The sequence below is a fragment of the Achromobacter sp. GbtcB20 genome (assembly GCF_019091095.1).
GTDB lineage: Bacteria > Pseudomonadota > Gammaproteobacteria > Burkholderiales > Burkholderiaceae_B > Achromobacter > Achromobacter mucicolens.
In genome coordinates this window covers 272,898-286,082 of record NZ_JAGXJZ010000004.1, presented here as the reverse complement: position 1 = coordinate 286,082, position 13,185 = coordinate 272,898, and the positions used below count along the sequence as shown (strand labels likewise).

The following is a 13,185-nucleotide window of genomic DNA, read 5'->3' as shown; positions in this document are numbered from 1 at the left end:
CAAAACCGCGGAAAACCCTGCGCAAACCCGGCCAAAAGCCGCGATATTTCAGTGTATGCTTGCCGTGCAAATGCACCCGCCAACGGGCATGACATCTACGTTATCCGGCCGTCAGCCCGTTGATGGATCAACGATTACAAGTCATTCGAGGAGTCCACTCATGAAGCCAGTATTCCGTCTGACCCCGGTCATCGCAGCGCTGGGCGTCGCCGCTGGTTTGACGTTTGGCGCGGCCGCGCACGCGCAGACCATCAAGATCGGCGTCGTCGGCCCCACCACCGGTGCGGTCACGCAGTATGGCGATATGGTCCGTGAAGGGGTCGATACCGCGGTCGAGCGCATCAACGCCGCCGGCGGCGTCAATGGCAAGAAGCTGGAAACCGTGGTGATCGACGACGGTTGCGAACCCAAGCAGGGTCCCAACGCCGCCAACCGCGTCGTCAACAGCAAGATCGGTTTCGTCGTGGGCCACGTGTGCTCGGGCGCCACCATCGCCGCTGCCGACATCTACAACAACGAAGGCGTGGTCATGGTCACCCCGTCGGCCACGTCGCCGGCCCTGACCGACGGCAAGAACTACGAGTTCATCTTCCGCACCATCGGCCGCGACGACCAGCAGGGCCCCGCCGCCGCCAAGTTCATCCTGGACAAGATCAAGCCCAAGAAGGTCGCCGTGCTGCACGACAAGCAGTCGTATGGCCAGGGCATCGCCACCGCGGTCAAGAACGACCTGGAAAAGGGCGGCGTGACCGTCGCCGTGTTTGAAGGCATCAACGCCGGCGACAGCGACTACTCGGCCGTCATCACCAAGCTCAAGAGCCAGGGCGTGGACTTCGTCTATTACGGCGGCTACCACCCCGAAATGGGCCTGCTGCTGCGCCAGGCGGCCGAGCAGGGCGTGAAGGCCAAATGGATGGGTCCGGAAGGCACGGGCAACCCGGACATCAACGCCATCGCGGGCGACGCCGTCGAAGGCATGCTGCTGACGCTGCCGGCCGACTTCACGCAGAACGCCGCCAACGCCGACATCGTCAAGGCGTTCCAGGCGAAAAAGCGCAATCCCAGCGGCGCTTTCCAGATGACGGCCTACGCCGCCACGCAGGTCATCGCGGACGGCATCAAGGGCGCGGGTTCCGACGATCCGACCAAGGTCGCCAAGTACCTGCATGCCAATTCCTTCGATACGCCGATCGGCAAGGTGTCGTGGAACAAGCAGGGTGACCTGACGAACTTCGAGTTCGACGTCTTCACGTGGCACAAGGACGGCTCCAAGACCGTCTACAAGTAAAGCGCAGTGCGGCGGGCCGCTACCGGCCCGCTGTCACGCGAACGGTACGTACCGCGTGTGGGGCATCAGGTCACACGCATCAGACGCCGCAAAAAAAACCGGGCCGCAAGCGATCTGCTTGCGGCCCGGTTTGTTATTGCGCCTCAGGGGCAGAGGGCAGAGGCCCCGCCGCTTACAGGCCCTGGACGCGGCGGCCGGTGTCGGCCTCGAACCAGTGCAGCGGATGGCGGCCGTCGGGGCCCACGTTGACCTGCATGCCGACCTTGGCGGACGCCTCGGACAGCTGGCGCGTCGTGCAGCGCACGACCAGCGTGCTCTTGCCGCAGCGGCAGTGAACAAGCTGTTCCGAACCCAGCGTCTCGACCATTTCGACTTCGGCGGGAATGCCCTGCGTGTTCAACAGCATGTGCTCGGGGCGCATGCCCATGATGACCTTGCGGCCGCGAACCTGCGAAGGCACCTGCAACGGCGAGATCTCGAGCTGGTTGCCGTCGGCGGTCTGCACGGTGCCGTCGCCGGACACCTGGACTTCCATGAGGTTCATGGGCGGCGAGCCGATGAAGCCGGCCACGAACGTCGACGCGGGCTTTTCGAAGACTTCCATAGGGGTGCCGATCTGCTCGGGCACGCCCTGGTACATGACGATCATGCGGTGCGCCAGCGTCATGGCCTCGACCTGATCGTGCGTCACGTACAGGCTGGTGGTGCCCAGGCGGCGGTGCAGCTTCATGATTTCAAGGCGCATCGCCACGCGCAGCTTGGCGTCCAGGTTGGACAGCGGCTCGTCGAACAGGAACACCTTGGGTTCGCGCACGATGGCGCGGCCCATGGCCACGCGCTGGCGCTGGCCGCCCGAGAGGGCGCGCGGACGGCGGTCCAAGAGGTGTCCCAGTTCCAGGATCTGCGCGGCGGCGTCGACGCGCTTCTTGATTTCGTCCTTGGAGAACTTGCGGATCTTCAAACCGTAGGCCATGTTCTCGAACACGGTCATGTGCGGGTAGAGCGCGTAGTTCTGGAACACCATCGCGATGTCGCGCTCGGCGGGTTCCAGCGTGTTGACGACCTTGTCGTCAATGACGATATCGCCGCTGGTCACGGTTTCCAGGCCGGCGACCATGCGCATCAGCGTGGACTTGCCGCAGCCCGAGGGGCCGACGATGACGATGAATTCGCCATCCTTGACATCCATGTCGATGCCATGGATGACCGGCACGTTGCCGGCGTAGGTTTTCTTGACGTTGCGGAAGCTGAGAGTAGCCATGAGTTATTCGTGTTCAGAGTCGTGTTCGGGTGGGCGCGGGTGGGGCGGCGTTACTTCTCAGTGTCGACCAGACCCTTGACGAACCATTTCTGCATCAGGATGACGACCAGCGCCGGCGGGATCATCGCGAGCATGGCGGTGGCCATGGTGATGTTCCATTCGGTCACGCTGTCGCCGCCGCTGATCATCCGCTTGATGCCGATGACGACGGGATACATGTCTTCCTGCGTGGTAACCAGCAGCGGCCACAGATATTGGTTCCAGCCGTAGATGAACTGGATCACGAACAGTGCGGCGATGCTCGTCTTGGACAGGGGCAGCAGCACGTCGCGGAAGAACCGCACGGGCCCCGCGCCGTCGATGCGGGCAGCCTCGATGAGCTCGTCCGGAACCGTCAGGTAGAACTGGCGGAACAGGAACGTGGCCGTGGCCGACGCGATGAGCGGCAAGGTCAGGCCCGCATAGCTGTTGAGCAAGCCCAGATCGGCCACGACCTTGTAGGTGGGCGCGATGCGGACTTCGACCGGCAGCATGAGCGTGACGAAGATCATCCAGAAAAAGAACATGCGGCCGGGGAAGCGGAAGTACACGACCGCGAATGCAGACAGCAGCGAGATCGCGATCTTGCCGATCGAGATTGCCAGCGCCATGATCAGGCTCACGTACATCATGCGGCCGACGGGCGCGCCGGACGAACCGCCCGACGAGCCGCCGAAGAGGGCCTTCATGTAGTTGTCCACGAAGTGCGGACCGGGAATCAGGGACATCGGCGCTTGAGCGACTTCCTGCGCGGTCTGGGTGGACGCGACGAAAGTGACGTAGAGCGGAAATGCCACCATCGCCACGCCGCAGAGCAGAATGACGTGGGCCAGAATATCCAGCCAGGGACGGCGTTCAACCATTGTTATCAGCCTCGAACAAAATCAGTACTGCACTTTGCGGTCGACGTAGCGGAACTGCACGACCGTCAAGGCAACCACAATGAACATCAGGACGACGGACTGGGCGGCGGACGAACCGAGGTCCAGGCCGCGGAAGCCGTCGCTGTACACCTTGTAGACCAGGATCGAGGTCGACGTGCCGGGCCCGCCCTGCGTCGTCGTGTCGATCACGGCGAAGGTGTCGAAGAATGCATAGATGATGTTGACCACCAGCAGGAAGAACGTGGTGGGCGACAGCAGCGGGAAGACGATGGTCCAGAAGCGGCGCGCGGGGCTGGCGCCGTCGATGGCGGCGGCTTCAATCAGCGAGCGCGGGATCGATTGCAGGCCGGCCAGGAAGAACAGGAAGTTGTACGACACCTGCTTCCAGACCGCGGCGACGATCACCAGGACCATGGCCTGGTTGCCGTCAAGGCGCGGGTTCCAGTCCACGCCCGACTTGCGCAGGGCCACGGCCAGGATGCCGACGGAAGGCGAAAACAGGAACAGCCACAGCACGCCGACGACGGCGGGCGCCACGGCATACGGCCAGATGAGCAGGGTCTTGTAGAGCCCGGCGCCGCGAATCACGCGATCGGCCATCACGGCCAGCACCAGCGACACGCCAAGGCCCACGCCGGCCACCAGCACCGAGAATACGGCGGTGACGCGGAACGAATCCAGGTAGGCCTGTTGCGAGAACAGGTCCATGAAGTTGTCCAGGCCGACGAATTGCGAGGACAGACCGAAGGGATCTTCAAGGCGCATGGACTGCCACATGGCTTGTCCGGCGGGCAGGAAGAAGAACACCACGGTAATGATCAGCTGCGGCAGGAGCAGCAGATAGGGCAAGGTCTTGTGCCCGAATACAACGCGTTTTTCCATAGGGGGAACCCAAGGTACAGAAAAGCGGCGGTTGAAATAACCGCCGCCTGAAACCGCCAGCGCGCGTGCCGCGCGTGGCGCCCGGAGCCCGAAAGCACCGGCACTCATAAAAACACGATAGGCTTAAAGCCCCTTAAAAACCAGGGCTTTAAGCCTCGTTTGTCCTTGTCGCAACAGGGTCCTTGTCACGGCATGGAAAATGCCGATTGACAAGGCGGCGGTCAAGCCGCGCGAAAGGGCGTTACTTTACACTCTTCTCGAACTTTTCCAGCAGCTCGTTGCCGCGCTTGACGATGTTCTCGGCGCCGTCCTTGGGGGCAACCTTGCCCGAGACGATGCGTTCGATTTCAGCGTCCTCGATCTCGCGGATCTGGGGCAGGAAGCCCAGACGCAGACCGCGCGATTGGGCGGTGGTTTCGACGTTCAATTGCTTGACGCCCACTTCGGTGCCCGGGTTCTTGTCGTAGAAGCCTTCCTTCTTGGTCAGCTCGTACGCGGCCTTGGTGACGGGCACGTAGCCGGTCTGCTGGTGCCAGCGGGCGGCGATTTCGGGGCTGGCCAGGAACTTGAAGAACGCGGTCACGCCCTTGTAGGTTTCGGGCTTCTTGTTGGCGAAGACCCACAGCGAGGCGCCGCCGATGATGGTGTTCTGCGGCGCGCCTTTCACGTCGGCGTAGTAGGGCAGCGTGGAGGTGCCGAACTCGAACTTGGCGTTCTTGGCGATGTTGGCGCGCAGGCCGGACGAACCGGTGATCATGGCGCACTTGCCGCTGATGAACAGCGAGTTGGGCTCGTCGCCGCGGCCGCCGTACATGAAGATGCCTTCCTTGCCGAGCTTGGCGAGGTTCTCGAGGTGGCGCACGTGCAGCGGGGTGTTGATGGCGATGCGCGCATCCAGGCCGCCGAAGCCGTTGTCCTTGGTGGCGTACGGCACGTTATGCCAGGCCGAGAAGGTCTCAAGCTGGGTCCAGGACGGCCACGACGTGGTGTAGCCGCATTCCTGGCCAGCGGCCTTCAGCTTCTGGCCGGCGGCGGCCAGTTCTTCCCAGGTCTTGGGGGGATTGTCGGCGTCCAGGCCAGCCTTCTTGAAGGCGTCCTTGTTGTAGTAGAAGACGACGGTCGAGCTGTTGAACGGCATCGACACCAGCTTGCCGTCGGCCGACGAGTAATAGCCGGCCACGGCGCCGATGAATTCCTTGGGATCGATCGGGTTGCCGGCTTCTTCGGACATCTGCTGCACCGGCTTGATGGCGCCCTTGGCGTACATCATGGTGGCGGTGCCGACTTCAAAGACCTGGAGGATGTCCGGGGCGTTGCCGGCGCGGAACGCGGCGATGCCGGCGTTCATGGATTCACCGTAGTTGCCCTTGTAGATGGCCTTGACCTGGTAGTCGGGGTTCTTCTTGTTGAACTCGTCGACCAGGCCGTTGACGCGGTCGCCCAGAGCGCCTTCCATCGAATGCCAGAACTGGATCTCGGTGGCTGCTTGCGCGGAGGCGCCGGCGAAAGCCGTCATGATGGCGGCAAAGGTCAGTGCAATACGATGGGATCGCATAAAGGGTTCTCCAGTTGGGCGTGTTGCGAACGGGTTGTCCGGCCGCATGAAACACGACACCTTATGAATTGTTTGTGACAAAACCGTGACTTTCACATCCCTACAAACGCCTGTCAAATTGCGCGTTTTAGGCGCGAACGAACATTTTGCGATTCCTGCAGCAGGGAGCCGACCGATTACAATCGCCGCCTATGGAAAACGAACTTTCGATTGCGTTCATTGGCGGTGGCTGCGGGACGGCCGCGCGGGCCTCGCGCCAGGCCCGCAGAGTATGCGCCGCCACGGGCGTTCATGTCATTGACATTAACCAGGATGCGCGGGCACCGCGGCCCTGCGGGACGCGCATCGCGCGCGCCTTTGCCAGCGGGTCCGCACGCATCGCGCGTGGCGTGTTCGCGGCCGCGACTCGGAACATGCCAGGTGTTGTGGCCAGGACACGTCAATGTGGGCAAGAAGGGGCCGTGAACGGCCGTTCGGCGGGCGGTCGCCGTCAGCCGCGGTGGGCGCCGGAGTGCGCGCGATGACCACGGCCGCCGCGCGCTTTCCCGCCATGACCCGCCTGCAGTTCGGCATCTCGGTGCTGTGCATGCTGGCCGTGGTGGTCGGCTCCAACATCCTGGTGCAGATGCCGCTTAACGATTGGCTCACGTGGGGCGGGCTGTCTTACCCGGTGGCGTTCCTGGTCACCGACGTCCTGAACCGCCGCTTTGGTCCGGCCGCGGCCCGGCGTGTGGTGTGGTTCGGCTTTGCCGCCGCGCTCGCGGTGTCGGTATGGGTGGCGTCGCCCCGTATCGCGCTGGCGTCGGGATTGGCCTATATATGTGCGCAGCTCGTCGACATTCAGGTGTTCGACCGCCTGCGCGACCAGCGTTGGTGGCGCGCGCCGCTGGCGTCGGGCGTGCTGGGCGCCATCCTGGATACGGCCGTGTTCTTCAGCGTGGCGTTCGCGGCCACCGGCGCGCCCTGGGTAACGTGGATGTTGGGCGACCTGGCCATCAAGCTGGTCGTCAATATCAGCATGCTGGCGCCGTTCCGGGCATTGATGTGGAATCTGGCAAGGCCCGCGAACGCCTGATTCCCCCGTTTTTGTTCTTGAAGCCGCGCATTCCTGGCTGCCTGCAGCGCAGGACGCGCGGCTTTTTATTAATGGCCGCGAGTATTAATTGATGCGGTTGTAGTAAGTCCTGCGTAAGGACTGTATTTAAATATGCGATTAAACGCCGTATTAATGATTTTTCATAAAACCCGGCAAGCATAAATCCCAGCGAAACGCCAGCCAACTTCGGGGTCGGAATTGCGATTTCTCCATTGATTTCACGCCTTTACGCGGGCTATGCGTCACGATTAAATGCCGCGCTTCAAATATTGGGGATTACACGCAGTGACAGTATGACGGCTTGCTTTCAGAATACCGCCCACACCGTGTTTTTGCCCAAGAAGCCGGCGACGGGCAATGCGGACAAAGGGGTACTCTCCCGATAAACCGTGTTGGACAGAGCCGCTCAAAACCTCGCTGGAGAACTCCGCATGAAGTTTCTGAATCGCCTTACCCCGGTAGCCATGGCGCTTGGGGCACTTGCCTTGGCTGGCGCCGCGCACGCCGCCGACACGATCAAGATCGGCATTCCCCAGCCCATGACCGGTCCCAACACGCAATACGGCGACCAGATCCAGGCCGGCGCGCTGACCGCCATCGAAACCATCAATGCCAAGGGCGGCGTCAAGGGCAAGAAGCTCGAACCCATCCTGATCGACGACGGCTGCGAACCCAAGCAGGCCGTGCCTGCCGCCAACCGCGTGGTCAACTCCGGCGCCAAATTCGCCGTGGCCCATGCGTGCTCGGGCGTCACGGTTGCCGCCGTGAAGGTCTACGAGGAAGAGGGCATCGTCGGCATCACCCCGGGCGCCACGTCGCCCCTGGTCACCGACACCATCAAGCCGCATTTCTTCTTCCGCACGATCGGCCGCGACGACCAGCAAGGCCCGTACGCCGCCAACTACATCGCCAAGACGCTCAAGCCCCAGAAGGTCGCCGTGCTGCACGACAAGCAGACCTATGGTTCGGGCGTGGCCACCCAGGTCAAGGACGCGCTGGCCAAGCAGAACGTCAACGTCGCGATGTTCGAAGGCATCAACGTCGGCGACAGCGACTACTCGGCCATCATCACCAAGCTCAAGTCGGCTGGCGTCGATCTGGTGTATTTCGGCGGCTACCACCCCGAGCTCGGCCTGCTGCTGCGCCAGTCGCGTGAACAGGGTCTGAAGGTCCAGTTCATGGGTCCGGAAGGCACGGCCAACCAGGACCTGGTGGCAATCGCCGGCCCGGCCATCGAAGGCCTGCTCGTGACGCTGCCCGCCGACTTCACCAAGCTGCCGGGCAACGAAAGCATCGTCAAGGCCTTCAAGGACGCCAAGCGCGATCCGGACGGCGCCTTCCAGATGCCGGCCTACGCCGCGGTCCAGATCCTGGCCGACAGCATCAACGCCGTGGGCGAAGATCCCGCCAAGGTTGCCGACTACATGCACAAGACCACCTTCAATACCGGCATCGGCAAGGTCGAATACGATGCCAAGGGCGATCTGAAGGACTTCGAGTTCGCTGTCTATAAATGGGACAAGGACGGAAAGAAGACCCAGCTGTAAACTCGCGATCCCGCCGGCGTGTTGCCGGCGTGTAGGGCCTGCCGTCTCCGTCTTGCCGAAATCCGCGTAGCGATGCGCCAAAAGCGCTGTGCGGCCGGCAAGGCGGCGACGACAGGCCCTTATAAAATACGCCCAGGTTTCCGGCTCCGGGTCTCTCTACCGGGGCCGGAACCATTTGGAGCAATAGAATCATGTCTGATCTCATACCCCAACTGACCCAGCAATTCTTCAACGGATTGTCCCTGGGAGCGATCTATGCGTTGATCGCCATCGGCTACACAATGGTCTACGGCATCATCGGTATGATCAACTTCGCCCACGGCGAAATCTATATGATCGGCGCCTATGTGGGCCTGGTCACCTTGACGGCCATCGGCACCAATAGCGGATTGCCGACCCCCTTCATCATTGCGGCCATGCTGCTCGTGGCCATCACGGTCACCGGCATCTACGGCTTTTCGGTCGAGCGCGTGGCGTATCGTCCGGTGCGCGGCAGCCCCCGGCTGGTGGCGCTGATCTCTGCCATCGGGATGTCGATCTTCCTGCAGAACTGGGTGGCCCTCGGGCAGGGCGCGCGCGACATGGCCGTGCCTTCGCTGGTGTCCGGCGCCGTGCAGTTCCACATGGGATCCGACTTCGACGTGACGGTGCCGTATTCGCGCATCATGATCATCGTGGTCACCGTGGTGCTGATGATCGGGCTGACGCTGTTCATCAAGTACTCCCGCATGGGCCGTGCCTCTCGCGCCTGCTCGCAGGACATGCACATGGCCAATCTGCTGGGCATCGACACCAACCGCGTGATCTCGTTCACGTTCGTGATGGGCGCGATCCTGGCGGCGGTGGGCGGCGTGCTGATCGCCATCACCATCGGCAAGCTCAATCCCTTCATCGGCTTTCTGGCCGGCATCAAGGCCTTCACGGCGGCGGTGCTGGGCGGTATCGGCAGCATTCCCGGCGCCATGCTGGGCGGCGTGCTGCTGGGCCTGGCCGAGACCTTCGCGGCCGCATACATCTCGTCGCAGTACAAGGACATCGTGGCGTTTTCGCTGCTGGTCCTGATTCTGCTGTTCCGTCCCACCGGGCTGCTGGGCAAACCTGAGGTGGAAAAAGTCTGATGTCGACCAACAATCTCAAAAACGCCACGATGGCGGCCGTGCTGACGGCGGTCATCGTCACCCCGGTCTTTGGCCTGCAGCTCATCCGCCAGGGTGCGCGCACGTCGATGGAGTCGAACTGGTCGCTGGTGGCGCTGGCCGCCGCCGTGGTGTTCGTCTTCCAGTTGCTGCGGCCCTGGCTGGCCATTCCGTTCAAAAAGCTCAAGACCAGTCTGCCGACGCTGTCCTCGGCCCCGGCCAGGAACCACAAGCCGCTGATGTTCTTGCTGCTGGCCATCGCGGTGATCTGGCCGTTCTTCGCGGGGCGCAGCTCCGTGGACATCGCCACGCTGGTGCTGATCTACGTGATGCTGGGCCTGGGCCTGAACATCGTGGTGGGTTTTGCGGGGCTGCTGGACCTGGGCTTCGTGGGCTTTTACGCGGTGGGCGCCTACACCTACGCGCTGCTCTACCACTGGGGCGGCTGGAGCTTCTGGGAAGCGCTGCCGTTTGCCGGCGCGATGTCCGCGCTGTTCGGCTTTGTGCTGGGCTTTCCGGTATTGCGGCTGCGCGGCGACTACCTGGCCATCGTGACCCTGGGTTTCGGTGAAATCATCCGCCTGCTGCTGATCAACCTGAACAAGATGACCGGTGGTCCGGACGGGATTTCCGGTATCCCGAAGCCCACGTTCTTTGGCCTGGAAATGACGCGCCGCCCCAGCACCGAGGGTGGGACGACATTCCACGACTTCTTCGGGCTGACGTTCCAGAACCAGGACATGGTCATCTATCTGTACATGATGGCGCTGCTGCTGGCGCTGGTGACGCTGTTTGTGTCCACGCGCCTGATCCGCATGCCGGTCGGCCGCGCCTGGGAGGCGCTGCGCGAGGACGAGATTGCCTGCCGCTCGCTGGGCCTGAACCCCACGCGCATCAAGCTGTCCGCGTTCACGCTGGGCGCCATGTTTGCCGGCTTTGGCGGCGCGTTCTTCGCGGCGCGCCAGGGCATGGTGAATCCGGAGTCCTTCACGTTCATCGAATCCGCGCTGATCCTGGCGATCGTGGTGCTGGGGGGCATGGGTTCGCAGGTGGGGGTGATCCTCGCAGCCATCCTGCTGACCGTGCTGCCCGAGCTGGCGCGCGAGTTCGCCGAGTACCGGATGCTGATGTTCGGTCTGGTGATGGTGTTGATGATGATGTGGCGTCCGCAGGGGTTGTTGCCCATGAAGCGTCCCCACGTGGAGCTGGCTAAATGAGCGAGGCATTGCTGAAAGTATCCGGCCTGACCATGCGGTTCGGCGGCCTCTTGGCCGTGGATAGCGTGGGTTTCGAGGTCATGACCGACGAGGTCTTTGCCATCATCGGCCCCAACGGCGCCGGCAAGACCACCGTCTTCAATTGCGTGGGTGGGTTCTACGCACCCACTGCCGGCGAGATCATCATGGACGGCAAGCCCATCACGGGTCTTGCCAGCCACAAGGTGGCGCGCCACGGCCTGGTGCGCACGTTCCAGAACGTGCGCCTGTTCAAGCAGCTCACGGTGCTGGAAAACCTGCTGGTTGCGCAGCACACGCAGGTCGAATCGCGCCTGTTGCCGGGCCTGCTCAAGACCAGGGGCTATCGCCAGTCCGAATCCGAGGCGCTGTCGCGCGCGGCGCAGTGGCTGGATTTCATGGGTCTGCGCGAATTCGCGAACCGCGAAGCCGGCAATCTGGCATATGGCCACCAGCGGCGCCTGGAGATCGCGCGCTGCATGATCACCAAGCCGCGCCTGTTAATGCTGGACGAACCCGCGGCGGGTCTGAATCCGCAGGAAAAGCGCGATCTGCAATCGCTCATCGACCAGTTGCGGCGCGAATTCGGCGTCGCGGTGCTGCTGATCGAGCACGACATGAGCCTCATCATGGGCATTTCGGACCGGATTCTGGTCATGGAACATGGCAAGCCCATCACGACCGGCACCCCGGATCAGGTGCGCAACGACGAGCGCGTCATCAAGGCGTATCTGGGGGAGGAATGATGCTCAAGCTGGAAAACATACACACCTTCTACGGCGCCATTCAGGCATTGAACGGCGTGTCGGTCGATGTGAACAAGGGTGAGATCGTCACGCTGATCGGCGCCAACGGCGCGGGCAAGACCACGCTGCTGATGACGGTCTGCGGCAATCCGCGTGCGCGCGAAGGCAAGATCACGTTCGAAGGCGAAGACATCACGAACAAGGACACGCACCACATCATGCGCAGTGGCATCGCCATTTCGCCTGAAGGCCGTCGCGTGTTCAAGGACCTGACCGTCGCCGAGAACCTGATGATGGGCGGCTTCTTTTCCAAGCGCGACGAGATCGAGGCGGGTATCGACCACGTCTATGGCTTGTTCCCGCGCTTGAAAGAGCGCGCCAGCCAGCGAGCCGGCCTGATGTCGGGCGGCGAACAGCAGATGCTGGCCATCGGCCGCGCGCTGATGACCCGGCCGCGCCTGTTGCTGCTGGACGAACCCACGCTGGGCCTGGCCCCGCTGGTGATCGCCCAGATCTTCGACATCATCCGCGAGATCCGGGAGCAGGGCGTGACCGTGTTCCTGGTCGAGCAGAACGCGAACAAGGCCCTGGGCGTGGCGGACCGCGGCTACGTGCTGGAAAACGGCCGCGTGGTCCTGCAGGACACCGGCGCCAATCTGCTGGTCAACGACCAGGTCCGCAAGGCTTACCTGGGCGGTTGACCTCTTCCCCGCGAAGGAAGTGGGCGCATCGAAAGATGCGCCTTTTTTTTGCTGCCCTTACGCCGCGATCCGTTCCGCGGGCTGGTCAGCCTGGTAGTGCGCGATGGCGGCGCGGGCCAGGGCGTCGATGGAGTCCGTGAGGGTCACGCCCAGGCTGGGGCGCAGGGCGTGCGGCACGGCCAGGGGCAGTTCCGTGCAGCCCAGGACGACGGCGTCGGCGCCGCGCGCCTTCAAACGGGCGATGCATTCGGCGGCGGGGGCGAAGGCGTCTTCGAGCAGGTTGCCCTTGACCGCGCGGATCGAGCCCATGCAGAAGCGTTCGACTTCGTCGTCGTCAGGCACGATGCACTCGTAGCCCTGGGCTTCGAGGTGCCGCTGGTACAGGCCAAGCTTCAGCGTGGCGGCGGTGCCCATCAGGCCGATGCGGCCGCGGGGCAGGCCCAGACGGCGCAGGTCTTCGATGACTGCCTCGATGATGTGCAGCACCGGCACGCCGGTGGACGCGGCGATCTCGTCGAACCACAGGTGGGCGGTGTTGCACGGGATGGCGATGAGCCGGGCGCCGGCCTGTTCCAGGAAGCGCACGCCGTCGACCATGTGGGGCAGCGGATTTTCGCCGCCGGCCATGTAGGCGCTGGACCGGTCGGGAATGCGCGGATCGTTGCGCAGCAGGGTGGGGATGTGTTGCTGGTCAACCGTGGCGGGCGTCAGCGCCGCCAGGCGGAGGGCAAAGGCCGCGCCGGCCATGGGCCCCATTCCGCCCAATACACCCAGGTAGCAGCCCTGGGAAAACGTCTTCACTTTAAGTACTCCGT

12 protein-coding genes are annotated in these 13,185 nt (G+C 63.2%); 7 read left to right on the top strand and 5 right to left on the bottom strand.

Annotated features, from left to right (window positions below; all coding sequences use genetic code 11):
• Window positions 1–160 precede the first annotated feature (160 nt).
• Entirely contained in the window at window positions 161–1,288 is a 1,128-nt protein-coding gene (locus KVT32_RS08725; RefSeq protein WP_056317555.1) for a branched-chain amino acid ABC transporter substrate-binding protein, read from the top strand.
• Between the two features lie 172 nt (window positions 1,289–1,460).
• Here KVT32_RS08725 and KVT32_RS08720 read toward each other — a convergent pair whose 3' ends face one another.
• The 4 genes from KVT32_RS08720 to ugpB form a co-directional block, all read right to left on the bottom strand.
• A complete protein-coding gene (locus KVT32_RS08720) occupies window positions 1,461–2,549 on the bottom strand; it encodes a sn-glycerol-3-phosphate import ATP-binding protein UgpC (RefSeq protein ID WP_152384376.1) in 1,089 nt (362 codons plus the stop codon).
• Between the two features lie 50 nt (window positions 2,550–2,599).
• A complete protein-coding gene (gene ugpE / locus KVT32_RS08715) occupies window positions 2,600–3,451 on the bottom strand; it encodes a sn-glycerol-3-phosphate ABC transporter permease UgpE (protein ID WP_217618041.1) in 852 nt (283 codons plus the stop codon).
• A gap of 21 nt (window positions 3,452–3,472) precedes the next feature.
• The gene (gene ugpA, locus KVT32_RS08710; RefSeq protein WP_152384377.1) at window positions 3,473–4,354 is read right to left on the bottom strand and encodes a sn-glycerol-3-phosphate ABC transporter permease UgpA; all 882 of its coding nucleotides are present in this window, start codon (window positions 4,352–4,354) and stop codon (window positions 3,473–3,475) included.
• A 241-nt stretch (window positions 4,355–4,595) separates the two neighbouring features.
• Window positions 4,596–5,909: a sn-glycerol-3-phosphate ABC transporter substrate-binding protein UgpB gene (ugpB, locus tag KVT32_RS08705; RefSeq protein ID WP_128829267.1), complete on the bottom strand. Its 1,314-nt coding sequence runs from the start codon at window positions 5,907–5,909 to the stop codon at window positions 4,596–4,598.
• Window positions 5,910–6,429: 520 nt separating this feature from the next.
• On the opposite strand from ugpB, the gene KVT32_RS08700 reads away from it, so the two are divergent.
• The 6 genes from KVT32_RS08700 to KVT32_RS08675 all read left to right on the top strand — a co-directional run bounded on the left by KVT32_RS08700 (window position 6,430) and on the right by KVT32_RS08675 (window position 12,370).
• The gene (locus tag KVT32_RS08700) at window positions 6,430–6,984 is read left to right on the top strand and encodes a queuosine precursor transporter (RefSeq protein ID WP_217618040.1); all 555 of its coding nucleotides are present in this window, start codon (window positions 6,430–6,432) and stop codon (window positions 6,982–6,984) included.
• 452 nt (window positions 6,985–7,436) lie between these two features.
• Window positions 7,437–8,552 (top strand): high-affinity branched-chain amino acid ABC transporter substrate-binding protein, encoded by a 1,116-nt coding sequence (locus KVT32_RS08695; RefSeq protein WP_056317574.1) that lies wholly within the window; start codon window positions 7,437–7,439, stop codon window positions 8,550–8,552.
• Between the two features lie 191 nt (window positions 8,553–8,743).
• A complete protein-coding gene (gene livH / locus KVT32_RS08690) occupies window positions 8,744–9,670 on the top strand; it encodes a high-affinity branched-chain amino acid ABC transporter permease LivH (protein ID WP_056317577.1) in 927 nt (308 codons plus the stop codon).
• On the top strand, window positions 9,670–10,905 hold the full coding sequence (locus KVT32_RS08685) for a high-affinity branched-chain amino acid ABC transporter permease LivM (RefSeq protein WP_056317580.1): 1,236 nt from the start codon (window positions 9,670–9,672) through the stop codon (window positions 10,903–10,905). Before livH ends, KVT32_RS08685 begins: the two co-directional genes overlap by 1 nt.
• A complete protein-coding gene (livG, locus tag KVT32_RS08680) occupies window positions 10,902–11,669 on the top strand; it encodes a high-affinity branched-chain amino acid ABC transporter ATP-binding protein LivG (protein WP_152384380.1) in 768 nt (255 codons plus the stop codon). The genes KVT32_RS08685 and livG overlap by 4 nt, the downstream gene beginning before the upstream one ends.
• Window positions 11,669–12,370 (top strand): ABC transporter ATP-binding protein, encoded by a 702-nt coding sequence (locus KVT32_RS08675; protein ID WP_056317588.1) that lies wholly within the window; start codon window positions 11,669–11,671, stop codon window positions 12,368–12,370. The genes livG and KVT32_RS08675 overlap by 1 nt, the downstream gene beginning before the upstream one ends.
• A gap of 57 nt (window positions 12,371–12,427) precedes the next feature.
• Here the strand turns inward: KVT32_RS08675 and KVT32_RS08670 are convergent, their stop codons facing one another.
• Window positions 12,428–13,171, bottom strand: a complete 744-nt coding sequence (locus tag KVT32_RS08670; RefSeq protein ID WP_152384381.1) for an aspartate/glutamate racemase family protein — start codon at window positions 13,169–13,171, stop codon at window positions 12,428–12,430.
• Window positions 13,172–13,185: the final 14 nt, after the last annotated feature.

Excerpts from the sequence above, each read along its gene's own strand:
- KVT32_RS08700 (WP_217618040.1), top strand. The coding sequence starts at position 6,430 with ATGACCACGGCCGCCGCGCGCTTTCCCGCCATGACCCGCCTGCAGTTC.
- KVT32_RS08675 (WP_056317588.1), top strand. The coding sequence starts at position 11,669 with ATGCTCAAGCTGGAAAACATACACACCTTCTACGGCGCCATTCAGGCA.
- ugpE (WP_217618041.1), bottom strand. The coding sequence starts at position 3,451 with ATGGTTGAACGCCGTCCCTGGCTGGATATTCTGGCCCACGTCATTCTG.
- livG (WP_152384380.1), top strand. The coding sequence starts at position 10,902 with ATGAGCGAGGCATTGCTGAAAGTATCCGGCCTGACCATGCGGTTCGGC.
- KVT32_RS08695 (WP_056317574.1), top strand. The coding sequence starts at position 7,437 with ATGAAGTTTCTGAATCGCCTTACCCCGGTAGCCATGGCGCTTGGGGCA.
- KVT32_RS08725 (WP_056317555.1), top strand. The coding sequence starts at position 161 with ATGAAGCCAGTATTCCGTCTGACCCCGGTCATCGCAGCGCTGGGCGTC.
- ugpA (WP_152384377.1), bottom strand. The coding sequence starts at position 4,354 with ATGGAAAAACGCGTTGTATTCGGGCACAAGACCTTGCCCTATCTGCTG.
- livH (WP_056317577.1), top strand. The coding sequence starts at position 8,744 with ATGTCTGATCTCATACCCCAACTGACCCAGCAATTCTTCAACGGATTG.
- KVT32_RS08720 (WP_152384376.1), bottom strand. The coding sequence starts at position 2,549 with ATGGCTACTCTCAGCTTCCGCAACGTCAAGAAAACCTACGCCGGCAAC.
- ugpB (WP_128829267.1), bottom strand. The coding sequence starts at position 5,909 with ATGCGATCCCATCGTATTGCACTGACCTTTGCCGCCATCATGACGGCT.
- KVT32_RS08685 (WP_056317580.1), top strand. The coding sequence starts at position 9,670 with ATGTCGACCAACAATCTCAAAAACGCCACGATGGCGGCCGTGCTGACG.